Here is a 25,168-nt window from a genome sequence, read left to right as displayed (position 1 = left end):
AAAATTCTGTTATTAAACGGTCTTTTTTTGTGAAATATGTATATACAGGTATATTGACCACCTACAATCACTTTAATCATCCATAAGTGGTGTTTTATTATATATTTATACTACTCAATAAAGCTTTAAATTAGCCTTATTTTTAGATTTCTTTTTTCTTGGCACAATCTGTGTTAAAATAACCCTTAAGCAAACCGCTAAAAGCTAAAAGAAAGAAAATAAAATCATGAACCTATTATCCGTCATCAACCTTAAAAAAACCTACGGTGTCAAAACCCTTTTTGAAAAAATCAACTTCAGTATTGAGGACAGCGACAAAATCGGCGTCATCGGTGTTAACGGCACCGGGAAATCCTCACTGCTGCGCATTGTGGCCGGGCAGGATACCCCCGACGCGGGAGAAGTCCGCGTCTACGGCAGCAAACGCATCGAGTACCTGGCCCAGACCCCCGAGCTCGACCCAAACATCACCGTCCTGGCCCAGGTCTTTCGGGCCGATACCCCGGAGATGAACACCCTGCGCGACTATGAACACACACTGGATCTTCTGATGCGTTATCCCGAGGACGAAAAGCTCCAGAGACACCTGCTGGCCCTGACCGATACCATTGACGCAGGCGGTCTGTGGAACCTGAAATCCCAGGTTGAAACCATCCTAACCCAGCTGGGCATCCGAGATTTCGACAAAACCATCGGCACCCTGTCCGGCGGTCAGCGCAAGCGTGTGGCCATGGCCTCTGTGCTTCTGACTCCCTGCGACCTCCTGATCCTAGACGAGCCCACCAACCACCTGGACAATGAGACCATTACCTGGCTCGAAAAATATTTGGAAAACCGCAAGGGCGCTCTCCTGATGGTCACCCACGACCGCTATTTCCTGGATCGGGTCGTGAACAAAACCATCGAGCTGGACGGCGGGGCTCTATACGAGTACACAGGCAATTACTCCGAGTTCGTCGAGAAAAAGGCCGCCCGCAGGGCGTTCGAGAGCGTCATGGAGCAGAAGCGCCAGAATCTGTACCGGCGTGAGCTGGCGTGGATAAGACGGGGCGCCCGTGCCCGGACAACCAAGCAAAAGGCCCGGATCCAGCGTTTTGAGGACATTAAGAACAGTGCCTCTGACCTGAGCGAGGACATTCTTGAGATCAACGTAGGATTTACCCGTCTGGGCAAAAAAGTGGTGGATCTGGACCATGTGTCCAAATCCTTTAAAAACCAGTGCGTAGTCAAAGACTTCATCTATATTTTGGGGCCCGATGAGCGCATTGGCATCATCGGAAAAAACGGCCGGGGAAAATCCACGCTGCTGAATCTGATTGCTGGGAAAATCCGTCCAGACAATGGGGCCATCGTCATCGGCGATACAGTCAAAATCGGCTATTTTTCTCAGGAATCCGAAGATATGGATTTAAACCTGCGGGCGATTGAATACATCCGCGAGGGTGCCGAAACCGTTGAGAACGCCCGGGGTGAGGTCATCACCGCGGCTCAGATGATGGAGCTGTTCCTCTTTGACCGGTACGCGCAGTGGGTGCGGATCTCCGAGTTGTCCGGCGGTGAGCGCAGACGTCTTTACCTGCTCCGTATCCTCATGTCTGCGCCCAATGTGCTGCTGCTTGACGAGCCCACCAACGACCTGGATATCGATACCCTCAAAATCCTGGAAAACTACCTTGACGATTTTCAGGGCAGTGTGCTCACCGTCTCCCATGACCGCTACTTCCTGGACCGGGTGTGCGATACTATCTTCTCCTTTACCGGCGGCGGTGAGATTCTGGTTCAGACCGGTAATTTCACCGACTACATGCAAAAGCACGCAGGCCGGGATCAGGACGCTGCTACCAATAAACCCAGTGAACAAAAAAGCGAGAAGCCACGGCAAAAGGCCGTGAAGCTGAGCTACCGCGAACAGCAGGAGTACGACCGCATCGACGCGGACATGGCGCAGATGGAGGCCCGCCTTGAGGCCATCGATACCGAGATGGCCGGCATCGCCACCGACTACACCCGCCTTCAGGCACTGACCGAGGAAAAAGACGCACTTGAAGATACATTGCTCGAAAAGATGGAGCGCAAAGAATACCTCGAAGACATTGTCCGTCAGTCAAAGAAAAACCAAATCTGATTAAAGGTTAAATTAGCCCTTAATATAAATAGGAAGAAAACGTGAATTTCACTCATAAAAAACCCGCCGGCACCATCCCATGCCGGCGGGTTTTTTCGATTTATTTGCGCTTGGTTTTCTGGTAAACCATCACCCCCGCACCAATGACCGCCGCAACAACAACAAACCCAAGGCCAAGGAAGTCCATACTGTCCACCCCTGTATCTGCGTTGGGAGACGCCGTGCCCGCGGAATACCTGAGCTTAGAGGAACGCCGGACATTGATGGCTTTGACCTCCATGGCTGCGGGCTCACCCTCTGCCTCAGAGGCCACCTCAAAGCTCACCGGGGTGGCGTCCAGATGATAGCCCGAGGGCGCTTCTGTCTCCATAACCTGATAGCGCCCGGGCGCCAGATTGCTGACCCAGATCCGGCCGTCCGAATCAGTGACGAGATCCTTCTGGAGAGTATAGCCGTTGGCGTCCAGAATTTTAAAGCGGGCTCCGGGAAGTGGGGTCCGCTCTTCGTCCATTTTCAGGATGGAGAGACGCCCCTGATAGCTTGTATGGATACCCGCATCCACCACGACGTGCTGGGTCTGGGCTGAATCCGAGACCGTGAAGTCCAGAATCTCAAGGTTTCGCAGAAAACCGTTTGGAGCCTGTGTCTCAACCACCCGGTAGGTTCCAGGTGCGAGGCCGTCACAGCGCACACTGCCGTCTGCGCCGGAAGTAACCGCAGCTACGATCCGGTTGTTTTCATCGGTTTTTAACAGCTCGAACCGCGCGCCCTCCAGGCCATTGCTGTTTTCATCCTGTTTTCGGAAAACAACACTGCCCTGGGGGCCTGTCTGGGTTCCAAGGGTCTGGACAACAGCCGGCTCAGCGCCCGCTGCCTCCAGCCGGTCCGCCACGGCGGCATCGCCGGCAGCTTCCTCGGTCAGAGAGATAATCACCACGCCGTCGGTACCCACATAAGCGGTGCCATAAAGCTTGCCATCCTTATCTGTCAGGGGCAGGGCCAGTTCCTCGGTGACGACAACGCTTTCCGGCAGCTTAAAAGTATAGTAATTTCCGGATTTCAGAACCGCAGCCTTTTCCGCGGATGCCGCACTGTCTGTTTCCGCTTTGTCTGCGGCTTCGCCGCTGTCTTTATCGGCAGGGTGCGGTTTGTCCACCTGCGCGGTGGTATCGGTCTTCGCAGGCGCAGTAGGCGCTGGTTTTGTATCTGCCCCCTGGGCCGCCCAAACGGGTGAAAATGAGAATAATAAAACCATGAGAAGGACTGTCAAAGTGCCCGTTATTTTTTTCATGCTGTTTCCTTTCTATCCTACAATGCGTAAAGCTTCTAAATTTATGTAATACATTAAAATATCCTATGTATTACTTACCCATAAAAAGGCTTTTCCCACATCTTAAGAGCACCATGCTTTTTCTTTTTTCCTGCGATTTAGGAAAAGGGCGTTGTCATTTCTTGCTCTCTGTCAGGAAAAATCGGGCAGATCCTGTCCAAAGCTTTGAGTTTTTGATATAATGGTATCGTAATATATTTTGAATTTACAGGAGCAAAAAAATGCGTAAGGACAATGATCAACGAATTTATTTAACCGATGATAACACTTCTGTGGTCTATCTGAAAAATGTCATCGACGATCCGGATATCCAGGTTGGGGAACACACCTACTACCACGATGAGCGAAACGACCCCCGGGATTTTGTCAAGAACAACATTCTGTACCATTATCCACAGTTTCACAGAGATACCATCATCATTGGAAAATACTGTTCGCTGGCCATGGGGACCACCTTCCTCTGTCCCATCGCCAACCACAATTTTGCCTCCATGGCCAATTATCCCTTTCCCATCGCAAACGACCACTGGGATCTGCCTGAAAGCTTTGGCGGCAAGGTTTCTACCCTCAAGGGCCCGACCATTGTCGGCAATGACGTGTGGTTTGGATATGAGAGTGTGATCATGCCCGGCGTACACATCGGCGACGGCGCCATCATTGGCACCCGCAGCGTGGTGACAAAAGACGTTCCGCCCTACACGGTGGTCGGCGGGGACCCGGCACGCTTTATCCGCAAGCGTTTTGACGATGACACCATCGCGAAGCTTATGGCCTTAAAATGGTGGGATCTCCCCGACGCGGAGATCCGCGATTTCCTGCCCGAGCTCATCAATGGACATATCGACGCTGCTCTTGAAGCAAAATGGCTGGGCGATACAGCCCGCAAGGTCATTGAACGCCTCGGGAAATAAGACTGAACGTAAAAAGGACTGCCCGCAGTGATCTTTTCATCACTGAGGCAGTCCTTAATGCTTTTTTGTAACCTTATCGGTCTCTCTGACCAAAAATGCCGCTAACGTTTTTCTTTTGGTTTGGTCCTCCTCCAAAGGATAATACCGGCAGCGACCAACAGCAGCAGGGATGTGCCGATGCCTCCGGGTCCTTGCAGGCCAGTTCCCGGACTTTTTTCCACTGCCTTACCAGGCGTCTGTCCAGGACTTTGCGCATCTGGCGGCACTTTCACAGTGACTTCCGTCGGTTTTTCCTTTTGGTTGACCAAGTATATCGCTACTGGTGCAGGCGCTCCTGCCGCACGCGCTTCAATCTCGAAACGCACTGGGGTGCTGTCAAGAGTGTACCCTTCTGGAGCGGAGGTTTCCACCAGTTCATAAACGCCGGGGGCCAGCCCATTGGCTTTGGCGGTACCGTCTTTTTCAGTAGTCAGCCCTTCTATCACCGTCACGTTGTCTTTTGTCAGCTTAAAAACTGCGCCTGCAAGTGGACGACCGTTCGCATCGGTTTTTGTGATTTCGAGGCCTCCCTGATAATTGACCACCGGATCCAGTGTCAATGCTGGGATCACGCCGTCTGCATTTTTGACCAGAGTGAATTCTATGGGCTGAGTGTTCAGAACATAGCCGTCCGGAGCCTGGATTTCCGTAAAGCGGTAAGTGCCTTCCTCCAATGCTTCCACGGTCAGATGCCCATCCTCGCCGGTTTTCAGCTCAGTTTCTTCCCGTATGGGTTTCCAGTTCTCGCCCTGTTTTATCTCAAGGGTGAAAACTGCACCCGCAAGAGGATCTCCGTTTTCGTCCTCCTTGGCCAGGGTAACTTGGACCGGATCATTCTGCAAATGCTGTATCTTTCCTGTCTGGCTGCTCTCTGCATTGACAGTAATGGTGATACCCTGTTTCAGAGCGCTGTCCAGGTTATAGCCATCCGGGGCTTTCAGCTCCTTCAAAATATAATTGCCATAAACCAGTTCTTTAAAAAGCACCTGACCGTCGCTCCCGGTGGTCACCGGGGCACCCAGGCTCACGCCGTTGCTGTCATAAAGCTGGAACACGGCTCCGGCCAGGGGATTATGCGTGGTGGCGCTGTCCTTTTCCAGCAGAATACTGCCTCTTTTACCCACAACGGTTCCGCCACCATCATTGACGATGACGCCCAGTTCCTGGTTGTCGCCGCCTTCGACTTCTTCCTCATTATTGCCCTTTATAATCACTTCATTGCTCACCTTCTGCTCACTGCCTTCCTCCAGCAGCACCTTAGTACGGTAAGTGATAAAGAAGGCTCGGTCAATTTCCTTCAGAAAGTTCACAGTCAACTCCTGCTGGCCTGTTTCCGGGTTTGTGACGTAGTCCACGGTATAATCGGTACCCAGAGCCAGAACAATATTCTCATCCAGGGTCAAGCCGCCCCCTTCATCTACCTGAGCGCCGTATACCCTCAGGGAGCTGAGGTCAATGATCTGGTTGTCCGAGGGGCGGTCAATGACCTGAACATCGGTGAGCGCAGACTGGCTGGGGTTCACGGTGATCTGCCATTTCACATAGCCGTCATCGTCCTGAATACCGGATTTGGCGGCCAGCTTACCGCCGTTAGTGATAGACACCTCGCCTTCCAGCAGATGGACCTCACGTCCATTGGTAAAGGTTGCGGTGTTTTTATAGGTCGCGCTGTCATGGATAACCTGACCATCCAGGGTGGTCTGAAACTCAATGAGATAACGGCCCTCCGCACTTTCTGGAAACAGTATCTTCAGGATGTTTTCCTGGCCATTCGGCTCCTGAATCCGAAACTGATCATACTCTTCAGGGGCAATTTCATCTCCCTTTACCGGCTCACCCTTGCTGCTCAGGGTATAGTGATAGATTTTAACGGAACCTGAGACATATACCTGATTGCCAGTGATGGGGTCCTCGATAGCCGTGGGCCGCCCAAGCAGGAGATCGTTGTAATTGACGCCTACCGTCCAGGTGATGGTTTTATTGACCGCGTTGTAGCTGCCATTTTTAAAACCATTGTAGGATGCGTCGTCATTTGGCCGGTAGTCCGCCTCATCCTTACTGCTGTGTTTTCCGCCCTGGGTATCTGTCCAGCTGGAGACAGCGTCGTTCTTAAAATAGACGTTGCCGTCCGGGAAAATCGTTGCGCCAGTATCATAGTCTGTGGTGTAGGTAATCTTAAAGCTGTCACTTGTGGGATTATAATCCCCTATCAGCACAATATCAAAATTGTTGCTGCTCTGCTCATAGTTCAAGGTATAATCCTTGTTTCGTTCCAGGGTTTTTCCATCCTGATTTTTAATCACCAGAGACGATTCGTCCAGAAAAAGGCCTGGGCTCAGGGTGTCTGTGAGGGACCAGTCTTTCATGGTATAGTTGTTCTTATTAACGCTAATAGACCAGTTAATCCGCCTGTTTTCCTGATCGGCGGATACAAATTTTTTGATGACGCCCTGTTGTTTAGCGCTGCCACTTGCGCTGTCCGTCTGTCCAGTACCAATCTCTACCTCATTTTTATATTTCTGATTTTCATCTAATATTCCGGAAACCTTGGTTTGATAAGTCATCTGGACCGCGTAGTCCACATCCCCTAAGAATTGAATTTTAAAGCCATCAGCAGTTTTATCGAGCTGGTAATCCACGCCTTCTTCAAGGGTGCGGACAATCTTTACACTGCCATCAGTATTAAAATACACTTCTTTAAGCACAAGACTGCCATCTACATAGTCCATGCCGCTGCCGATTTTATCAGTCACCACAGCCTGTTTTTGCGGGATTTTGCCCTCGCTGTAGTTGTACTTAATCTCCCAGCTAAAGGTCTGAGTCTGGGCGTCGTAGTTTTCCCGGCTTTTTTCCAGAATTTTGCCGTACTCGGCATCCACCGTGGCGCTCGCAGTAATCTCTGAAATGTTGTCCCCGCTCAGAGCTGCCTCATTCTTAAAGATAATGGTACCGCCGTCCGCAGGCTTCTTTTCCGGATCGATGCGGGTTGTGTACTCAATACGGTAGGCAGCGTGGATAGTGTTTTTAAAAGTGACTGTGCCGTCAGCCGCAACGGTATACTCGGACGGATCCACAGGTTTCTGGCTTCCCTCAACAACATTGCCGTCAAAGTCAACCTCAATCTGATAAACCGTTACGCTTTCCAGGGTGAGTCCAGCAGGCAGGGTATCGGTGACGGCCGCACCCGCAACTGTGTCCAGACTTTTGTTGATGTCTACATTCCAGATGACTTTTTCGGGATTCATATTCCGGTCAAAATAGCCGTTTTTTTCAATGGCGCTTCCTGCACTTGGCCTGACCACCACCTCTGCAGGCGGCAGCTTTTCCTCATTGGGGATCTTGATAACCGTATTGCCTGGGCCGGTCATGCCGTCTTTGTCAAATCCACCCGAGAAATTGAGGTTTCCGCTGATGTCACTGTTTTTTGTCACTTCATCGGTAAAGGTGATTGTGACCGTGCCGTCTTTGCCCACCAGTGCGGTAGCATACTGGTTTCCCGCCGCGTCGATGAGGGGAATACTGGTATTATTGGCGATTTTGATATTGTCCGGCAGTTCAAACTGGTAGTAATCACCGGCCTGCATCTGGGCCCGAACATCCTCTGGAAGCGCAAAGGTGATATCAAACCGAACTGTGTCGTCAATGGTAGGCTCTGCTACGGGTTTTCCAGCCACATCCTGATAGGTCACGGTCATTCCTGTCAAAATGGTGCTGTCTGCCTCGCTATATCCCAGCGACTGAAAAATTTCTTTAATGTCCCGGCCACCAGCTTTGGGCTGGTTTTCTGCCGCGGGTTGAACTAAAACCTTCTCTGAAGCTTCGGGCAGTATGGCAGCGGGTTCTGTGACCTTCTTGAGCTGCCCCTCGGTGGCTGCTGCCTGTTCAGGCTGCTCTGGCTCAGCGTTCTTCTCCACTGTCTGATCCACCGCAGCCGGTGCTACTGTCTCGTTTACCACACTGCCATTTTCCTGAGCAAATGCTGCCTGCGGCAGTGAAAACTGTAAAATCATCAACAGTGATATGACTGCACTCACGATTTTCTTCATTGTTTTTTCCTTTCTTAATTCAGATACTTTTGCTTTTTTATACCCAACGGGCAAGATAATAATTAAATGACAGCGAAAACTTTTAAACTTTCCTGATTGAAAACACAAAAAAAAGCCCCGAAGGGCTTTAATCCTATTCCTCACATCCCTCATGCCCGTACCGGTTCAGGTAGCGTTCGCGCTCAGCATCGACCATTTCGTCGGGGATGACGGCCACATCGACGCCACCTTTGAGGGCCAGGTAGGATTTTGCGGCTTTCTCGGTTACCTTACAGCAGGTGAGGGCCTCAGTCATGTCGCGGCCAAAGCACATGGGGGCGTGGTTCCGAATCAGGATAGCGTTCTTCTGGCCTATGGTTTGGATGACAGCCTCTGCCAGTCTTCGGTGCTGTCCGGCGTTAATGTATTCAGGCGTTACCGGAATTCCGCCGCCGATGAGCTGACTCATTTCTTCAAAAATCGGCGGAATTCCCTGCTGAGAGGCGCACATGGCAGAGGCGTAAGTGGGATAGCACTGGATAATGGCATTGACATCCCCGCGTCTGGCGTAGATCAGACGATGAATATGAACCTCAGAGCTCGGATACCACACGCCCTCAACCTTACAGCCCTCGGTGTCCACAACCACCAGATCTTCAGGGTAAATATCCGTAAAAGCCACCCGGCTCGGCGTCACCAGCAGCTTTCCCCCATCCAGGCGCGCGCTCACATTGCCCCAAGTGCCAATGACCATCTCGTTGGCCTCCAGCCACCGGCAGGCTTCCACAATGGCTTTTCTCTCTTTTGCGTATTCCATCAAATTCTCCTTTCACACATTAAAAGTAAGATAACCTTTTCATTCCGGATTCAGGAAAACCCGGAGACAGGACTGCATCTCCGGGGAAGGTTTGTTTAAATACTATTATACTCTTTTAGGGAGAATCTATCAACTGAGCTTTTTAGATTCTTAAGGCCGACGGTACCGTCGCTTACTGCTCATGACCATAGCTGTAAAGGAACCTATGGCGCTCGGCCTTGACCATAGCCTCCGGGATGGTGGTGATCTCCACACCGCCTCTGAGCGCCAGATAGCACTTGGCAGCTTTCTCGGTCACCTGTGAACAAGTCAGGGCTTCCTTAAGATCACGGCCCACGCAGACCGGGGCGTGATTGCGGATCAGGACGGCATTTTTATCGCCCAGTGCCTCGGCGGTTACCTCTCCCAGACGTACATGCTGTCCAGCATTCACATACTCGGCCGTGATGGGGATCTCCCCCCCGATCATCTGGCTCATTTCCTCAAAGATAACCGGAATGCCGTGTTCGGCCGCACACATGGCTGAGGCGTAAACCGGGTGGCAGTGAACCACTGCTCCCACATCGGGTCGGGCCGCGTAAATGAGCCGGTGCACATGCATCTCGGAGGTAGGTTTGTGTTCGCCCTCTACCTTGTTCCCCGCCATATCCACGATCACCATATCTGCAGGCGTCAAGTCCGCATATTCTATCCGGCTCGGAGTTACCATAATCGTTTCTTCGTCCAGGCGCACGCTCACATTTCCCCAGGTACCAATGACCATACCCGTGTCCTGAAGCCACAGGCAGGCGTCGATGATGGCTTGCCTTTCTTCCGTATACTTCATGTCATTCTTCCTTTCTTTCTCAGCTTCCAAAATGGGAAAACCCGGAGGCCGAATCACTGCCTCCGGGTTTTGATGGGGTTTACTCATTTAAGAAAATAGTCACAGGGTAATTCTTATAAGTCCTTTTTTGCTTTACGCTGACCGTAAGAGTTGTTGAAACTGTCAATCATGCGGGTCATTTCGTCGTGGTCTAAAAGTACGGGTGTGCCGATGGCTCTGGCTTTAACATAAACTTCTGCACATTGTTCGATCTGTTCCACAATGTTAAAGGCATTGAGAATATCACTGCCCCCGGCGATAAGGCCATGGTTTGCCATAAAAGCGGCGTTGCGTTCTTTCATCGCTTCAAAGGTGTTTTTAGCCAATTCCATTGATCCGTAAGAGGCGTATTCGGCGCAGCGGACATCGTAACCAGAAAATGCGACCAGATAGCTGGAAGCCGGCAGGCCTTCTCTCAGAGTTGCCAGAACGGTGCTGTAAACAGAGTGTGTGTGTACGACAGCGGCGATGTCGTCGCGGTCGGTATAGAAAATGCGGTGAAGTTCATGTTCGCTGGAGGGTTTACGATCCCCATCCACAATCTCACCTTTCAGATTCATGACAACAATATCCTCTGGCTCGGTTTCAAAATAGTCGATACCACTTGGGCTGATGGCAAACAAGCCCTCTTCCCGGTTTAAAATGCTGATGTTTCCGCCGGTTCCCTTGGTTAAACCGTGGGTGATCAGCATCTGGCAGTATTTTACAACGTCTTCTCTTTCTTTTTGCAGTAACATCTTTAATCTCCTCTTTATTCTATATATTTTTTATTCAGGTTTATCTACTTGGCTTTAACGGTATTCGTACAGCATTCTGCGGCCTTCTGCGAAGCGTTTTACGTCAGCGACGATCTGTTTGGTATGGTTCACAAGGACATCGTCAGTGGCTCCGGCAATATGCGGTGTGATGACGACATTGTCAAGTTCAGTGATATATGGATGGTTGCTGGCAATGGGCTCTTTAGCGTAGACGTCAAAGGCAGCGCCAGCGATCCGTTTTTCGCGGAGCGCGTCGATCAGGGCTTCCTCGTCAAGGATCGCACCTCTCGAGCTGTTGATAAAATAGGCGGTTGGTTTCATAAGAGCAATCATTTCACGGCTGATAATGCCCGTAGTTTCCGGGGTGATCTTCATATGACAGGTGATGAAATCCGCGTTTTTCATCAGGTCTTCCAGTTTTTCTGCTTTTTTAACGCCAACTTCCTCTAAGTCGATGGGACATAGGAACGGGTCATAAATCAACAGTTCCATGCCAAAGGCACGGGCAATTTTGCCCACGCGGCGGCCAATGCTGCCATAACCTACGATCCCCAGCGTCTTACCATGAAGCTGAGTCCCCTTAAACACCATATAAGGTGAGCCGGGTTCCATATCCCAGACCATATCGACCTTCAGACCTTCCTTGGTTACCTTCTGTGCGTTAGGATCAGCGGTAAATTTTCCTTCCTTTAAAGCCTTGTAGGCCATCGGGATCTTTCTGGCGATGGAGAGCATGAGTCCTACGGTCATCTCAGCAGTAGTGTCGGAATTACGTCCCGGTGTATAGATAACAGGAATACCACGTTCTTTTGCTGCGGCCATATCAACGTTAACCGGAGTGGCGCGGGTACAGGCGATGAGCTTGAGGTTTGGGGCATTTTCAATGACTGCCCGGGTAATATCGTCGTAGCTTGTAATGATGATGTCCGCGTCTGCGGATTTTTCCATGAGCTCCTCCTCCTGCATTTTGGGCAGGCCAATGGCCCAGCCATCTTTTACCACTTCACCCATTTCGTATAATGGCTTTAACTGTTCTTCATCATATTCTGCAGTAAAAAAAATTTTCATTGTGTTATCCTTCTTTCTGTCTCTAGTTTTCTCGGGTACGTTTACTGATAGTTTTCATCACATCTGCACGGGCTGTCCATAGGCTCTCGCAGGCGATACGGATGCCTTTATACAGTGTGTAGATGTCTTCGTAAATCGCGTTCTGATCTGGTCTCGGACGGTAAATGCGTTCAGATTTGCAGGTTCTGCGGGCCGCGTCGGTATAGCTCTCATATTCGCCCACCGCAAGACCCACCATCATGGCAACTCCTTTGGCACCGAATTCATTTCCGGCAGACACAACAACCTCCATACCGGTAACGTCTGAGATCATCTGCGCCCAGATCGAGCTCTTGGCTCCGCCGCCGGCAATAAAAATTTTGCTGTTTCTATCCGCGCCCTGCAGGCAGTCTTTAATGGAAAGGGTAATGCCTTCGTAAACCGCATGAACTAAGTCTGCACGCTTGGTGTTCGCACTGATACCAAAGAAATTCGCCTTGGCATGCGGATGGTAAAATGGAGCGCGTTCCCCCGCTGCACTGATGTAAGGATGGTAAATCACGCCGCCACTGCCGGCCGGAACATCCTTGATCATGATATCGACCTTAGAAAAATCCTTAGTCAGGGCAATTTCGTTGAGTACCCAGTCGATGTTCGGTGTTCCGTTCATGGTTGGCATCAGATTGACAAACAGATCCCCCACCGCATGCTTTTCAAGACGTGTTCCCTCCTTGCCAAATTCGCAGTCTTCCTTTTTCATGAAGATTTCATTGGCGCAGGTAGTGCCTAAAATAACGCAGATATCCTTGTCTTCTACGGCTCCGATACCCACCGCAGCGGCGACAACGTCAATGGCGCCTGCCACGACAGGTGTTCCCGGGTTAAGGCCGAGATCCTTTGCAACTCGGTCAAGTACATTCCCGACAATTTTGTTGGAGATAACCACCGGAGCGATAAGGTCCACATATTCGCCTAAATCCAGTGCTTTTAACAGATCCACTGCTACTTCGCCCTTTTCTGCGTCCATTAAAGAAGTTCCTGTGTCACTCATATCGCCATTGATGGTACCGGTCAGTTTATAGCGCACCCAGTCCTTACAGAAGAACATGGTTTTCGCTTTGTCCAGTACTTCCTTGCGGTTGTTTTTCATCCACTTCAGCAGCATCAACTGTGTTCCTGTGAGCGGCGGCGTCCCGGTTGTTTTGAAAATCATTTCACCGAGCTTTGGATCATCCTCTGTCACCTTGGCGACTTCATCGGCGGCGCGACCGTCACACCACAGAATCGCATCCTGTACAGGTTCGCCGTTTTCATCCATAAGCCAGATGCCCTCGCCCTGGCCAGTGACGCCAATGCCCAGAATATCGTCTGCCTTTGCCGGTCCGTTTTCCATGATCATCTTGATACAAAGGGCAACCTTTTCCCACAAAATGTTCATGTTCTGCTCCACGTCTGTATCGCCGATATAAATGGGCTCATTTTCTAAAACTTCGACTAAAATTTCATTGCCATCCACATCAAACAAAACTGCCTTTACATTTGATGTCCCCGCATCAATGCCGATAATATACTTCATGTTTTCCCTCCGAGAATCATAGTTTTTTCAGACAACGGCGTCCCCCTTGCTGTCACAATGCAGCCGCTGCCCTATCTATTTAAACCACAAGGTGGTTCAAACCAGTCCTATAAACCAAGAGTTCTCACAATGCGTTCTGCTGTCATATCAGTGGTGATAAGCGTATCGATGACCCCGGAGGCCAGACAGCCGATAATGGCTTCCGTTTTATCCTCCCCGCCGGCAATAGCCACAACATTCGGAATGTTTTTCAGAATCTCCATGTTCGCGCTGATAACGCGGTCACGGATAAAACAATCCTGCCAGCGGCCATCAATGGTTACGGGGTTCACACAGACATCCCCGATAAAGCCGTCCTGCCTCAGCCGGTCAATATCCTCGACCTTCAGCAGACCACGCTTACACATGGTAGATTCACGGCTCACCTGCCCGATCCCAAAAAGCGCCACATCACAGCGCCTCATGAGCTCATAGGACTTTTGAATGGTCCGCTCTTCCATCAGCATTCTCTTTGTCTCCGCGTGATCGACAACAACTGGCGCGTAGAGTATATAACACACACTGTCCAGCTTATCTGCCAGCGACCGGGCGATTTCATCCGACTTTAACATATCCATGTCAATGTTCTGCGCTCCGACCATCTGCACCACCGTACACTCACTCCGCCTTTTAAAAGAAAGATTCGAAATGGTAGCTGCAAGTGTTTCCCCCCAGGATACCCCGATGCTCATACCAGGCTGAAGGTAATCCTCCAGATACTGGGAGGCCGTGTTTGCAAGCGACGGCATGTAGTTGCTCTCACCATCATACGATTCCGCAATGATTACTCTTTTTAAACCAAAATGCTCCTCGATCGCCCCTTCATATGCCACATTTCCCTGGGCGTAGCCGTTAACCTTTATGGTAACAATACCCATATCCCTCAGAGAGCTGATGATCCGGTTCACACGCTGTCTTGTAAAAGACAGCCGCTTCGCGATCTCATCCTGCGTCATACCCAAGGTATAGTACCAGTGCGCGATCTTGATATACAGATTTTTATCTTCCATGGCAACCTCCAAATAAGTGTCCATATTTTTTTCATTATTACATATGTCTACCTATTTTTCAATTGCGTTACATTTGTATTTTTATTTTACAAATGTATTTCTTGACTATAATTTACACCGTTTTCTTACATTTGTCAAGTAATATTACATTTTCTCATTAAATTATTTAAGATAATAGTTCCGATTTTATCTTTTTAGCCCCAAATAGCGCAAAATAAAAAGTCCAATGCACAAAAACGCACATCAGACTTTTTATTCATAAAAATTGCTTTTCTTTATTGAATTTACTTTTATTTCTCAAAAATCTCTGCCCGACGCTCCCACAACGGCCCGAAAGCAGCTCTGAGCTCACGGTAGAAGGTATAGCACTTTTCGTACATCGCGTTTTGGCGTGGCTTGTAAATCTTTTTAAGACGGCAGCATTTAACGGCGGCGTTTCCTATGCTGTCAAAGAGGCCAACGGCCACTCCGGCGGTCATAGCAGCCCCCAGGGCGCCAAACTCCGCGCCCCTGGACACCACTACGGACTGCCCAGTCACGTCGGCGATCATCTGTGACAAGGTCTCGCTTCCTGCGCCGCCGCCGGAAAGCAGCAGGCGTCCCCGGTAACCGCCGCCTTCCAGGCAGTCACGGACTGAGAAGGCCAGCCCCTCATACACCGCGCGCATAAGGTCGCCCTTGGTCGTTCCTGAGTTCACCCCAAAAAAACTGGCGCTGGCATCCCGGTGCTGGAAAGGAGCCCGCTCACCGGCCGCCGACAGATAAGGGTGGTAAACAACCCCGCCGCTGCCCGGACGGGTATCCTCGATAAGTCCCTCCACCACCCGATAATTGCCGCTCCTGGCAATCTCACGCATCATCCACTCCACGTTTTCCATACCGTTGATGGTGGAGGACAAATCAATGGCCAGATCCGCCTGCACATGGTGCAGGTAGTGCCTGCGGCAGCGTGTCACATCGCAATCGCGGAGACGCAGTACCTGCTCCACGGCGCAGGTGGTGCCCAGCACCACCGCGGCGTCACCCACGCCCACCGCGCCAGTTCCCACCGCTGAAGCCACCACGTCCATGGCCCCGGTAACCACCGGGATTCCAGCCCGCAGGCCCATTTTTTCCGCAGCTGCCGCTGTCAATTGGCCGGCAATGGTGTCGGAGGGCAGTACCTCGGGAATGCCGCTTTCCGCCTCAGAAAGACTGAGCACGGTCAGGGCCTGTACCGCTGGCGCGCCATCGATGAGCCGCAGATAGGCGGCGCCTCCGTCGGTGGGGTCTGTGGCGATTTTATCCGTCATACAGTAGCGCAGCCAGTCCTTTGCGAAGAACACTGTCTGAATCTGGCGGTACACATCCGGACGGTTATCCTTGGTCCACCGCAGCAAAAGAAGGGCGCTCCCGGCCCCGGCCGGCGTGCCCAGGTTCCGGTGTACCAGCTTGCCAATCCCAGGAGTCTTCTCATTGACGGCCCAGTTTTCCTCGTGGGCGCGTCCGTCATTCCACAAAATGGCGCGGCTCACCGGCCGGTTGTTTTTATCCAGAGCCCACAAGCCCTCGCCCTGTCCTGTCACGCCGACAGCCAGGATCTCCTCAGGCGTCGCAGGCCCCTTCTCCATCAGCAGGCGCACGCAGGCCGCTGTCTTTTCCCAGAAAAAATCCATGTCCAGTTCTTTGCGCACACCGTCTTCCAGAATATCGCTGGGGGCCGCCACTGTTTCGATCTCGTGGCCTGTAGTGTCGAAAAGGACTGCCTTTATTTTGGTGGTTCCGCCGTCAATCCCGATGATATAGTTCATTTTTTCATCTCCCGTACATTTCTTGGCTCAGTGCTCATGATTCTGTGTTATAATAAATCATATTATACCAAAAAAACAATAAAAAATCGATAAAGGAGCATTGATATGAAATTATATTCCTGGAACGTCAACGGCATCCGCGCGGTGGCACAAAAGGGCTTTACCGAATGGGTTGAAGCCGCCCAGCCCGATATCTTATGCCTTCAGGAGGTCAAAGCCGCAGAGGATCAGATCAGCGAGGACATCCGTTGTATTCCCGGTTACCACAGCTTTTTCCACGCTGCCGAGCGCAAGGGCTACAGCGGTACTGCTGTCTACTATAAAGAAGAACCCATCTCGATCACCACCGGTCTGTCTGAGGACCGCTTCAACCACGAGGGCCGCACCATTATCATGGAATACCCGGAATTCACCCTCTTTAATATTTACTTCCCCAACGGTCAGAAGGACGATGAACGCCTCCAGTTCAAAATGGATTTTTATGACTGCTTTTTAAAGGATGTCAACGCCCTGGTGGCCCAGGGTAAAAAGGTCATTATCTGCGGTGACGTCAATACCGCGCACACCGAGATGGACCTGAAAAATCCCAAATCCAACGCTAAACGCTCTGGCTTCCTGCCCATGGAGCGTGAGTGGCTCGACCATTTCTTTGAAAACGGCTATGTGGATACTTACCGCCATCTGCATCCGGATACCGTCGAGTACTCCTGGTGGTCCTACCGTTTTAACGCCCGGGCCAACAACGCCGGTTGGCGCATTGACTACTTCTTCGTGTCTGACAACGCCATCGACATGGTCAAAGACGCGGCCATTCACACAGAGGTCACCGGTTCTGATCACTGTCCGGTTTCCATTGAGATTAAGATTTAAAAGAAAGACCTGGCACACGTACTGTGCCGGGTCTTTACATATTTTTTAAAAATAATTTATTTTGAGTTTCCCTTCTCTCTTTCCAGCATGTAAGCTTTCCAGGAAGAGGGGTGTATCCATATACCGAAAAATCAGCTTTTTTATTTTGCTCTTAACCACCTTCTCCTGGTTTCGTCAACGTCAAAAAGCCACTGCAAAATCCGCAGTGGCTTTTTGTACGTGGCGATGTTAAATAAATAAAGTCGTTCCGACATTTTCATTGCTGGCGATGTAGGTGCCGACGCCCGCATATTCGATACCGTCAATGAGTTCTTCCTTCTTAATCCCCATGAGCTCCATGCTCATGGTACAGGCAATAAAGCGTACCCCGGCATCCTGAGCCTTGTGGATCATGGTTTCGATGTCGTCCACATTTTTCTTTTTCATAATGCTCTTGATCATGGCAGGCCCAATGCCAAACATATTCATCTTTGATAGGGGCAGCCGTCTGGCACCCTTTGGCATCATCAGGCCGAACATTTTTTCAATCCGGTTTTTCTTCACCTTCGGCGCTTTCGGTTTACGCAGTACGTTCAGGCCCCAGAAGGTAAAAAACAGGGTGACATCCTTGCCCTGGGCCGCTGCGCCCTGGGCGATGATCATGGCTGCGATGGCCTTGTCCAGTTCACCGTCAAACACGACCATGGTGGCGTTTTTCTGAACTGCCGGATCTGCCGCAGCCAGCCCGCAGGCAGAGGCGCCGCCGCCCTTTCGGATGGTGGCAATGTATTTATTTCCTCTGGTTTCCTGTGAAATCAGGGTATGGCCGTTAGTTTTACACCAGCACTCCACATCCTGCACAAAACCAAAATCGGTGGCAATGGTCTGTACCAGCTCGCCCTCCTTTACCTCACTCACAGCCTTGTAGGTTGCCATCAGCGGGCCAGGACACTGGAGCCCGGTCACGTCCACTGTCTTAACAGGGTTTACGTCTGCTTTCGCCCCCTCGGGGGCTTCTGGCTCCCCCAGCTTTGAACCCTCCACGTCAAAGTTCGGTTCTGCCAGCTTGTAATGGCCGGCTTTATAGGTATTATAGCCGCCAGCCAGGTTGTAAAGGTTGGTGAAGCCGTGATCCTCCAGGATCCGGATAGCCAGGTACCCTCTCAGACCCACCTGACAGGTAATATACAGAGGTTCGTCCTTGCCCACTGGAATTTCGTCGATATGGTCTCTCAGGGTGTCCAGCTCCAGATTGTGGGAACCTTCCACATGGCCTGCGCCAAATTCGACCGGTGTGCGGACATCCAGCAGGTAACCGCCGCCTGCGATAATGTCGTCAATTTCATCCCACTCGACGGTTTTATAGACGCCTTCATCAATATTCTGGGCAATGTAGCCTAAAATATTGACCGGGTCCTTGGCAGCTGAAAACGGCGGCGCGTAGGACAGTTCCATGTCCTGTAAATCATAGATGGTGCCGCCCATTTTCATCACAGAGGCAATGACGTCAATGCGCTTTTCAGTCCCCTCCTGTCCTACTGCCTGGGCACCCAGAACCTTCAGGGTCTTAGGGTCATAGATGAGCTTCAGCGCAATATTCGTGGAGTCTGGATAGTACCCCGCGTGATTGCCGCGGTGGGCGTGAATCTGCTGGAAGGGAAGTCCCTTTGCCCGCAGCTGGCCCACGTTGTTGCCAGTGGTGGCAAAAACCTTGTTAAAGACTTTGGCCACAGATGTTCCCTGAATGCCGTGGTTTTTAAAGGGAATACCGTTGATGTGGTCCGCCACGGTACGTCCCTGGCGGTTTGCCGGCCACGCAAGCGGTACAGCAGTCTGGGACCCATCCACAAAATCACGGACCTCAATGGCGTCTCCGATGGCGTAAATATTTTTAATGACCTCGCCGTTCGCGCCGTCCATGACTTCATAGGTTTCAGTGGTGACAATGTGCCCTCTTGTCCCCAGCTTTAATCCTGCGTCCTTTGCCAGCTTGTTTTCCGGCGCCACACCAATGGCCAGGATGACCATGTCAGCGTCCAGCTTCATGCCACTTTCCAGCACGACTTTTTTGCCAGCGTCCTCAAAATGATCGACGCCGTCACCCAGGATCACATTGACACCGTGGGCGTTCAGCTCCTGATGAATGATCTGTGCCATTTCGTAGTCAAGGGGTTTTAATACCTGGTTCAGCTTTTCGACCAGTGTCACGTTGATGCCCAGTTCCCGCAGGTTTTCGACCATTTCGATGCCGATAAAACCGCCGCCGACCACCACAGCGCGTTTGGGGCTGCGCTCGGTCACCTCAGCCTTGATCTTATCCGTATCAGCCACATTGCGCAGTGTAAAGATGCTGTCCGCCTCGGCCAGACCCGGAATCGGCGGAGCGATGGGTTTGGCACCCGGTGACAGGATCAGGTGATCAAAGGTTTCGGTGTAGGTCTCACCGGTTTTGGTGTTTTTAACCTCCACAGTGCTGCCCGCACGGTCAATGGAAACCACTTCACTGAAATTGCGGATATCCAAGTTAAAACGCTTGGACATTCCGGCCACGGTCTGCACCAGCAGCTTGCTGCGGTCCTTGATTACATCCCCAATATAGTAGGGCAGACCACAGTTTGCAAAAGAAATATACTCGTCGCGTTCAAAGAGAATGATTTCGTCCTCTTCACTCAAACGTCTCAAACGTGCCGCAGCGGTTGCGCCGCCGGCTACACCACCGACAATCAGAATTTTTTTCATTGTTGTTCCTCCTTGAATAGAACTTCTACAATTTCTTTAACCTGTTCATTACAGAGCTCGTAGTAAATTTCATTTCCCTCACGGGTTCCCCGCACGATCCCGGCTGCCTTGAGCTTGGACAAATGCTGAGAGATCCCGGACTGGGACACATCCAGACAGGACTCCATGTAGGAGACGTTGTTCCGCCCTCTCTCCATGAGCCCCCGCACCATACACAGCCGCACCGGGTGGGCCAGCGCCTTTAAAATTCCGGCGGCCTGCTCATTTTCCTGCTGCCTTTTCCTATCCATTGATCGACTTCCTTTATCCTTATATTCAAATTTTATAATATTATTATATTATGTTTTTCTAATATTGTCAATAAAGTTTTTTCAAATAAATAAAGCTTAAAAGACACGGCCTTTTACCCAGAAATGAGAAGGCTCCGCCGCGGACGTTTAGGTTTTGTTGGTAAATCAAACATACTTTTAACTTAATAAAGATAGCTTTTTTTAATATTATTCTTTATAATAAAATAAAGAACACTAAAAAGGGGATTCTTATGAAATTTTCTAAAATCGAAAAGTCCTGGATTCTGTACGACGTTGGAAACTCAGCTTTTGTTATGTTGGTCTCGACCATCATTCCCATTTACTTTAAAAATATTGCCTCGAGTGCCGGAGTGTCGATGGCGGACTCCACCGCCTACTTTGGGTACGCCACCTCCATTTCTACCCTGATTGTTGCAATACTGGGGCCCATTCTCGGCACCATCGGGGACACCAGCGGCTACCGGAAGCGCCTGTTCCTTCTCTCACTGGGCGTGGGGGCTGTGGGCTGTGTGGCCCTGGGGATTCCCATGGGCTGGTTACTCTTTCTCGTCATGTTTGTGGTCGCTAAAATCGGCTATAATGGCAGTCTTATTTTCTGTGACTCCATGCTCACGGATGTCACCACCGATGACCGCATGGACGAGGTCTCCAGCGTGGGCTACGCCTTTGGCTACATCGGCAGCTGTATTCCCTTCGCGGCCTGTATGCTCCTGGTGCTCTTTTCCGGAAGCATCGGCATCAGCACCCAGCTGGCAACGTCCATTTCTTTTGTCATCACCGCAGTGTGGTGGGTGCTCATGACTGTGCCACTGCTCAGAGGCTACCGGCAGAAATTTTCTGTGGGGCATGTATCTAACCCGGTTAAGGAAGGCTTTGTACGCCTGGGCCACACCATTAAAAATATCCGTCAGAATAAAAACATTGTGCTGTTCCTGGTAGCGTTTTTCTTCTATATCGACGGTGTTTACACCATCATCGAGATGGCGACCTCTTACGGCAAGGACGTGGGCGTAGGCGATAATGACCTGTTGATGGCGCTGTTACTCACCCAGATCGTCGCTTTCCCTTTCGCACTCCTGTTTGGCTGGCTGTCCAAAAGAGTGAAAACCGAAAAGCTGATTTACGTTGGAATCATCGGCTATTTTTTCATCGCCCTCTTTGCCATTCAACTGGATAGGGCCTGGGAATTCTGGTTTCTGGCGGTCTGTGTCGCCATCTTCCAGGGCGGCATTCAGGCTCTGTCCCGGTCTTACTTTGCCAAGATCATCCCCAAGGAGAAATCCGCCGAGTACTTTGGCTTTTACGACATTTTCGGCAAAGGCGCGGCCTTTACCGGCACACTGCTGGTCAGCGTGGTCACCCAGCTCACCGGCCACTCCCGCTATGGCATTATCTCCATCTCCTTTTTGTTTGTCATCGGCTTTGTGCTGTTTGTGATTGCAGTGAGAAGGATCAATCATGAAAAAAGCAGTGGGACACATGCGGGGCTTTAAGCTGCGTCCAAATTTTATTTTCCTTTGTCTCCCATACTCAAAAGGCTCAAAACCACCAACAAATGGCGTTTTGAGCCTTTTGAGCATGTCTTTCTAAGGGCTTTTTCTATTTTTTCCGAATACGCAGCCCCTTGGGGAAGTGGTTTTTAATCATACCTTGGCTGGCTTTTCCAAAACCCAAGGGCCATTTTTCAAAGCAGACCAGCACCCAGCCTTTAAGGTCTGCCCCGGTAATGGGTTCGCCTTTGAGATAGGTGTACGCCTCCTCGTCATCCTTCACGGTATAGACGGTTTTAAAGTCCTCAGGCTTCAGCACCATGGCGAGTGTATGAGACGGTTCAAAGCGGTTTTTCTTGAGTGTGCCCAAGTGTATGCCGGGGCGCAGTACCTTCAGTCCCTCAATGTCCTTCAGGGTGATGCCTTCGGGCAGGCTGTAGAGCTGATCTCCCTGCAGATGCAGGTTGTTGAACCTCCGGTTCAGATATTCTTCGGCAAAGACCTCATAATCACCAAGCTCTCTGCGCCCGGCAGGCTTTAGCCGGGACTTTCTCTTGAGCCTGAGGGCCTCTTCCTCAGGAGGACACTCCGCTGTTTTTCGGAGTTTGGCGATAAAATGACCCTCACCCCGGACATGGAAGGGCATGACATGAAGGGTCTTTGTAAGCGCTGGTGTCCCCTTTTCAGACCATTCGGGCCGGCCGCGGTCATTAAGCCCCCCGAGATCAATGTCCATCAGCTCATAGCGGTCATTTCCCAGGAAATCTTCAATGACCTGTTCGTTTTCTTCGGGCGAGAAGGTACAGGTCGAATAAACCATAACGCCCCCGGGCTTCAGCAGCTTGTCCACGCTCTCCAGAATCTTGATCTGACGTTTCGCACAGTGCAGCACCCGTTCCGGGTTCCACTCCTCAGCAGCACCGTTGTCCTTTCGGAACATGCCCTCTCCCGAGCAGGGAGCGTCCACCAGGATTTTATCAAAGCGCTCGCGAAACCGTGCGGCCAGACGTTCCGGGAACTCGTTAAACAGCAGCGCATTGGGTACTCCCATACGCTCCACGTTGCTGGCAAGAATCTCAGCCCGGTTGTTGACCAGTTCATTGGCAACCAGCAGCCCTTGTCCCCCAAGCATACAGGCCAGCTGGGTCGATTTTCCGCCTGGCGCGGCACAGAGGTCCAACACCCAGTCCCCCGGCTCTGGTGCAAGGGCCTCGGCGGAGGTCATGGCTGTGGGCTCCTGTACATAATACAGTCCCGCGTAGTAGGCAGGATTTTTCCCTGGACGGATATCACTGTCAATATAGTATCCTGTCGGACACCAGTCCACTGGCTCCAGCTCAAAGGGCGTCTTCCGGGCCATTTCCTCCGGGGTACACTTCAGAGTATTGGTCCGGATGCCCTTGTTCACGGTCCCATCGTAAGAAGACATGAGCTTTTCATAATCCTCATCGTTTAAAAGTCCCCGCATTTTTTCTTTAAAGGCCTCTGGTATCTGCATGATTCATCTCCATTGTAATAAATTGAAAATGGAAAATTCAGGAACAAATCCGCAGAGCGGATTTGTTCCTTCATTCTCCATTCTTCATCTTCCATTCGTAACTTCTGTTATGTCGGTATATCCGACGCTTTCGTTTTCCGAAAATACAAGGCAAAGCCGCCATTATCTCACTTTCTTGGCTTCGCAAAGATCATCCGTCCCGCGGCGGTCTGCAGGATACTGGTGACGATCACGGTAATGTTATCGCCGATGTACTTCCTGCCGTTTTCCACAACAATCATGGTGCCGTCGTCCAGGTAGGCAACGGCCTGACCGGATTCCTTTCCGGCTTTGACCAGCAGCACCTTCATCTCTTCACCGGGCAGCACCACGGGCTTCACGGCGTTGGCCAGCTCGTTGATGTTTAAAACCTCAGCACCCTGGACCGTTGCCACCTTGTTCAGGTTGTAGTCATTGGTCAGAATCTTACACTTGGTTTCCTTGGCCATCCGCACCAGTTTGGCGTCAACCTCCTGAATATCGTCATAGTCCTCCTCAGATATCTGTACCGGGACGTCCAGATCATTCTGCATCTTATTGATGATATCCAGGCCCCGCCGTCCGCGGTTGCGCTTGAGATCATCCGAGGAATCCGCGATGAGCTGAAGCTCATTCAGGACAAAGACCGGGACGATAAGCGGCCCCTCCATAAACCCGACCTTGCAGATATCGTAAATACGGCCGTCGATAACCACGCTGGTATCCAGCACCTTGGCCGCGGCATTGTTCTTTTTCTTTGAGATCTTCCGGGTGGAGGCGCTGCCGTCGCGTTCCTTTTTGCCTGCCTGAATGGCAGCCACAATGTCATCTCTTTTCTTAACCGGCAGCGTAAAGCCCAGGTACCCCAGGACGATATAGATCACTGCGGTCAGAAGGCTGCTGACCCATGGAAACGGGATCTGATAAAAGGCAAAGCTGATCAGCATCGCGATGATCAGGCCGATTACCAGGCCGCCAACCCCCAGAGCAATGTCGACGAGCCGGACATCTTCCATACTGGCTTCCACCATTTTGGTAAGATTTTTGACCCCCTTTAATATCAGAGGGAAGAAAATAAAAAAGATAAGTCCACATAAAACCATAATAACAATATAAGTTCCCAGCTCGATTTCTGGTGTAAATTGGATGTGCAGGGTCGCCTGAATCCACTCATTAATGATCACCATCTGTGCCAGAGCGCTCCCCAGCAGAATGCCCAAAATCGAAAAACATACTCTTAAAAATTTTTGCAGCATTTCATGTTCACCTCCTTTCCATTCATAATATTTTTATTATATCACGATTAGCCTTAAAAATCTGTTAAACCAAAAGCATCATATAAAGAAAGAGCTGTCATAAATGACAACTCTTTTTTAATCATCGCCTTACACGCCCAAATCGCGTTAAATTTTTTCTTCAATCACCTGAAGCGATTCCTCTTTGCTTCTGCCCTGTACCAGCACCATCTCACTGATGAGAAAGTTTCTGGCGGAGGTAAGCATCTTTTTCTCTCCGGTTGAAAGTCCCTTTTTCCGGTCCAGCAGCGTCAGGTTTTTCACGACCTTGGCAACGTCAAAAATATCGCCGCTTTTCAGGATATCCATATTATCCTGGTACCGCTTGCTCCAATTGCCGTTCATCTGGTCACTCGGCTCCTCAAGGCTGTCGAGCATTTTTTCAATGACATCGGATGTTACTATATCACGTACACCAACCTCGTCCGCTTTGTCTACAGGAATCAGGATTTCCATTCCCTCAGATACAATTTCCATTAAATAGTACATCTGGGTGGTGTCAAAAATTTCTTTTTCCTCGATGTCTTTGACCACACCTGCACCATGCATTGGATATACAATTTTATCGCCGATTTCGTACATTATATACACCTCAATCATAATTGCTGGTTTCATTATACCATAAAAAAAACACAA

19 protein-coding genes are annotated in these 25,168 nt (G+C 50.7%); 4 read left to right on the top strand and 15 right to left on the bottom strand.

Annotation, left to right across the window (positions count from 1 at the left end; all coding sequences use genetic code 11):
- The first annotated feature begins 226 nt into the window (after positions 1 to 226).
- Positions 227 to 2,125: an ABC-F family ATP-binding cassette domain-containing protein gene (locus BUC22_RS07640; RefSeq protein WP_013378874.1), complete on the top strand. Its 1,899-nt coding sequence runs from the start codon at positions 227 to 229 to the stop codon at positions 2,123 to 2,125.
- Between the two features lie 100 nt (positions 2,126 to 2,225).
- On the opposite strand, the gene BUC22_RS07635 is transcribed toward BUC22_RS07640, so the two are convergent.
- Positions 2,226 to 3,416 (bottom strand): MSCRAMM family protein, encoded by a 1,191-nt coding sequence (locus BUC22_RS07635; protein ID WP_013378873.1) that lies wholly within the window; start codon positions 3,414 to 3,416, stop codon positions 2,226 to 2,228.
- Between the two features lie 260 nt (positions 3,417 to 3,676).
- Here BUC22_RS07635 and BUC22_RS07630 point away from each other — a divergent pair, with 260 nt between their 5' ends.
- Complete coding sequence (locus tag BUC22_RS07630) at positions 3,677 to 4,366, top strand: CatB-related O-acetyltransferase (RefSeq protein WP_013378872.1); 690 nt, start codon at positions 3,677 to 3,679, stop codon at positions 4,364 to 4,366.
- Between the two features lie 101 nt (positions 4,367 to 4,467).
- Here the strand turns inward: BUC22_RS07630 and BUC22_RS07625 are convergent, their stop codons facing one another.
- From BUC22_RS07625 to BUC22_RS07590, 8 genes are all read right to left on the bottom strand, one after another.
- On the bottom strand, positions 4,468 to 8,451 hold the full coding sequence (locus BUC22_RS07625; protein WP_041689808.1) for a collagen binding domain-containing protein: 3,984 nt from the start codon (positions 8,449 to 8,451) through the stop codon (positions 4,468 to 4,470).
- 133 nt (positions 8,452 to 8,584) lie between these two features.
- Positions 8,585 to 9,247: a class II aldolase/adducin family protein gene (locus BUC22_RS07620; protein WP_013378870.1), complete on the bottom strand. Its 663-nt coding sequence runs from the start codon at positions 9,245 to 9,247 to the stop codon at positions 8,585 to 8,587.
- Between the two features lie 172 nt (positions 9,248 to 9,419).
- Complete coding sequence (locus tag BUC22_RS07615) at positions 9,420 to 10,073, bottom strand: class II aldolase/adducin family protein (protein ID WP_013378869.1); 654 nt, start codon at positions 10,071 to 10,073, stop codon at positions 9,420 to 9,422.
- A gap of 113 nt (positions 10,074 to 10,186) precedes the next feature.
- Positions 10,187 to 10,849, bottom strand: coding sequence for an L-fuculose-phosphate aldolase (locus BUC22_RS07610; protein ID WP_013378868.1), 663 nt, complete (start codon positions 10,847 to 10,849; stop codon positions 10,187 to 10,189).
- 54 nt (positions 10,850 to 10,903) lie between these two features.
- The gene (locus BUC22_RS07605) at positions 10,904 to 11,938 is read right to left on the bottom strand and encodes a 2-hydroxyacid dehydrogenase (RefSeq protein ID WP_013378867.1); all 1,035 of its coding nucleotides are present in this window, start codon (positions 11,936 to 11,938) and stop codon (positions 10,904 to 10,906) included.
- 22 nt (positions 11,939 to 11,960) lie between these two features.
- Entirely contained in the window at positions 11,961 to 13,493 is a 1,533-nt protein-coding gene (locus BUC22_RS07600) for an FGGY-family carbohydrate kinase (protein ID WP_013378866.1), read from the bottom strand.
- 107 nt (positions 13,494 to 13,600) lie between these two features.
- A complete protein-coding gene (locus tag BUC22_RS07595; RefSeq protein WP_013378865.1) occupies positions 13,601 to 14,542 on the bottom strand; it encodes a sugar-binding transcriptional regulator in 942 nt (313 codons plus the stop codon).
- A gap of 290 nt (positions 14,543 to 14,832) precedes the next feature.
- Positions 14,833 to 16,332 (bottom strand): FGGY-family carbohydrate kinase, encoded by a 1,500-nt coding sequence (locus BUC22_RS07590; RefSeq protein ID WP_073382658.1) that lies wholly within the window; start codon positions 16,330 to 16,332, stop codon positions 14,833 to 14,835.
- Positions 16,333 to 16,437: 105 nt separating this feature from the next.
- Here BUC22_RS07590 and BUC22_RS07585 point away from each other — a divergent pair, with 105 nt between their 5' ends.
- Positions 16,438 to 17,202 (top strand): exodeoxyribonuclease III, encoded by a 765-nt coding sequence (locus BUC22_RS07585; RefSeq protein WP_013378863.1) that lies wholly within the window; start codon positions 16,438 to 16,440, stop codon positions 17,200 to 17,202.
- 228 nt (positions 17,203 to 17,430) lie between these two features.
- On the opposite strand, the gene BUC22_RS07580 is transcribed toward BUC22_RS07585, so the two are convergent.
- Positions 17,431 to 19,920, bottom strand: a complete 2,490-nt coding sequence (locus BUC22_RS07580) for an FAD-dependent oxidoreductase (RefSeq protein ID WP_013378861.1) — start codon at positions 19,918 to 19,920, stop codon at positions 17,431 to 17,433.
- Positions 19,917 to 20,210: an ArsR/SmtB family transcription factor gene (locus BUC22_RS07575; RefSeq protein ID WP_013378860.1), complete on the bottom strand. Its 294-nt coding sequence runs from the start codon at positions 20,208 to 20,210 to the stop codon at positions 19,917 to 19,919. The genes BUC22_RS07580 and BUC22_RS07575 overlap by 4 nt, the downstream gene beginning before the upstream one ends.
- 251 nt (positions 20,211 to 20,461) lie before the next feature.
- On the opposite strand from BUC22_RS07575, the gene BUC22_RS07570 reads away from it, so the two are divergent.
- Positions 20,462 to 21,724, top strand: coding sequence for an MFS transporter (locus tag BUC22_RS07570; protein WP_073382656.1), 1,263 nt, complete (start codon positions 20,462 to 20,464; stop codon positions 21,722 to 21,724).
- Between the two features lie 106 nt (positions 21,725 to 21,830).
- On the opposite strand, the gene BUC22_RS07565 is transcribed toward BUC22_RS07570, so the two are convergent.
- From BUC22_RS07565 to BUC22_RS07555, 4 genes are all read right to left on the bottom strand, one after another.
- Positions 21,831 to 23,219, bottom strand: a complete 1,389-nt coding sequence (locus tag BUC22_RS07565; RefSeq protein ID WP_013378858.1) for an RsmF rRNA methyltransferase first C-terminal domain-containing protein — start codon at positions 23,217 to 23,219, stop codon at positions 21,831 to 21,833.
- Positions 23,174 to 23,314, bottom strand: a complete 141-nt coding sequence (locus BUC22_RS21765) for a hypothetical protein (protein WP_159435620.1) — start codon at positions 23,312 to 23,314, stop codon at positions 23,174 to 23,176. The genes BUC22_RS07565 and BUC22_RS21765 overlap by 46 nt, the downstream gene beginning before the upstream one ends.
- A gap of 72 nt (positions 23,315 to 23,386) precedes the next feature.
- Positions 23,387 to 24,493 (bottom strand): PIN/TRAM domain-containing protein, encoded by a 1,107-nt coding sequence (locus BUC22_RS07560; protein ID WP_013378857.1) that lies wholly within the window; start codon positions 24,491 to 24,493, stop codon positions 23,387 to 23,389.
- Positions 24,494 to 24,640: 147 nt separating this feature from the next.
- A complete protein-coding gene (locus BUC22_RS07555; RefSeq protein ID WP_013378856.1) occupies positions 24,641 to 25,114 on the bottom strand; it encodes a CarD family transcriptional regulator in 474 nt (157 codons plus the stop codon).
- Positions 25,115 to 25,168: the final 54 nt, after the last annotated feature.

The sequence above is a fragment of the Eubacterium callanderi genome (genome assembly GCF_900142645.1).
In the GTDB taxonomy this organism is placed as follows: domain Bacteria; phylum Bacillota; class Clostridia; order Eubacteriales; family Eubacteriaceae; genus Eubacterium; species Eubacterium callanderi.
Note: the sequence above shows the minus strand (reverse complement) of the source record. Positions and strands in the feature narration are given on the sequence as shown.

Coding starts and splice junctions, on each gene's coding strand:
- BUC22_RS07555 (WP_013378856.1), bottom strand. CDS start 25,114: ATGTACGAAATCGGCGATAAAATTGTATATCCAATGCATGGTGCAGGT.
- BUC22_RS07590 (WP_073382658.1), bottom strand. CDS start 16,332: ATGAACTATATCATCGGGATTGACGGCGGAACCACCAAAATAAAGGCA.
- BUC22_RS07640 (WP_013378874.1), top strand. CDS start 227: ATGAACCTATTATCCGTCATCAACCTTAAAAAAACCTACGGTGTCAAA.
- BUC22_RS07575 (WP_013378860.1), bottom strand. CDS start 20,210: ATGGATAGGAAAAGGCAGCAGGAAAATGAGCAGGCCGCCGGAATTTTA.
- BUC22_RS07560 (WP_013378857.1), bottom strand. CDS start 24,493: ATGCTGCAAAAATTTTTAAGAGTATGTTTTTCGATTTTGGGCATTCTG.
- BUC22_RS07635 (WP_013378873.1), bottom strand. CDS start 3,416: ATGAAAAAAATAACGGGCACTTTGACAGTCCTTCTCATGGTTTTATTA.
- BUC22_RS07625 (WP_041689808.1), bottom strand. CDS start 8,451: ATGAAGAAAATCGTGAGTGCAGTCATATCACTGTTGATGATTTTACAG.
- BUC22_RS21765 (WP_159435620.1), bottom strand. CDS start 23,314: ATGGAAGATGAAGAATGGAGAATGAAGGAACAAATCCGCTCTGCGGAT.
- BUC22_RS07580 (WP_013378861.1), bottom strand. CDS start 19,920: ATGAAAAAAATTCTGATTGTCGGTGGTGTAGCCGGCGGCGCAACCGCT.
- BUC22_RS07615 (WP_013378869.1), bottom strand. CDS start 10,073: ATGAAGTATACGGAAGAAAGGCAAGCCATCATCGACGCCTGCCTGTGG.
- BUC22_RS07565 (WP_013378858.1), bottom strand. CDS start 23,219: ATGCAGATACCAGAGGCCTTTAAAGAAAAAATGCGGGGACTTTTAAAC.
- BUC22_RS07630 (WP_013378872.1), top strand. CDS start 3,677: ATGCGTAAGGACAATGATCAACGAATTTATTTAACCGATGATAACACT.
- BUC22_RS07620 (WP_013378870.1), bottom strand. CDS start 9,247: ATGGAATACGCAAAAGAGAGAAAAGCCATTGTGGAAGCCTGCCGGTGG.
- BUC22_RS07610 (WP_013378868.1), bottom strand. CDS start 10,849: ATGTTACTGCAAAAAGAAAGAGAAGACGTTGTAAAATACTGCCAGATG.
- BUC22_RS07595 (WP_013378865.1), bottom strand. CDS start 14,542: ATGGAAGATAAAAATCTGTATATCAAGATCGCGCACTGGTACTATACC.
- BUC22_RS07570 (WP_073382656.1), top strand. CDS start 20,462: ATGAAATTTTCTAAAATCGAAAAGTCCTGGATTCTGTACGACGTTGGA.
- BUC22_RS07585 (WP_013378863.1), top strand. CDS start 16,438: ATGAAATTATATTCCTGGAACGTCAACGGCATCCGCGCGGTGGCACAA.
- BUC22_RS07605 (WP_013378867.1), bottom strand. CDS start 11,938: ATGAAAATTTTTTTTACTGCAGAATATGATGAAGAACAGTTAAAGCCA.
- BUC22_RS07600 (WP_013378866.1), bottom strand. CDS start 13,493: ATGAAGTATATTATCGGCATTGATGCGGGGACATCAAATGTAAAGGCA.